The organism is Actinocrinis puniceicyclus (assembly GCF_018283645.1).
GTDB classification, from domain to species: domain Bacteria; phylum Actinomycetota; class Actinomycetes; order Streptomycetales; family Catenulisporaceae; genus Actinocrinis; species Actinocrinis puniceicyclus.
On sequence record NZ_JAGSXH010000401.1, the window covers coordinates 1 to 416 of the forward strand.

1 protein-coding gene is annotated in these 416 nt (G+C 63.2%); it reads left to right on the forward strand.

The genetic code is table 11. The features are described from left to right. Positions 1-416, forward strand: a 416-nt coding sequence (locus KGA66_RS29480; RefSeq protein WP_211472934.1) for an HAD-IC family P-type ATPase, incomplete at both ends; no start/stop codon positions are given.

The following is a 416-nucleotide window of genomic DNA, read 5'->3' on the forward strand; positions in this document are numbered from 1 at the left end:
AGCTGGCGCTCATCCGCGAACAGCAGGCGCAGGGCCGGCTCGTTGCCATGACTGGTGACGGCACCAACGATGCGCCTGCCTTGGCACAGGCTGACGTGGCCGTCGCCATGAATAGCGGCACGCAGGCCGCCAAGGAGGCCGGCAACATGGTCGACCTGGATTCCAGCCCGACCAAGCTGATCCAGATTGTCGAGATCGGCAAGCAGATGCTGATGACGCGCGGCTCGCTCACCACGTTCTCGATCGCCAATGACGTGGCGAAGTATTTCGCGATCATCCCGGCCGCGTTTGCGACCACGTACCCGCAACTCGCCGCGCTGAACGTGATGCACCTGGCGACGCCCGCATCGGCCGTAATGAGCGCGGTGATCTTCAATGCGCTGATCATCGTGTTCCTGATTCCGCTGGCGCTCAAG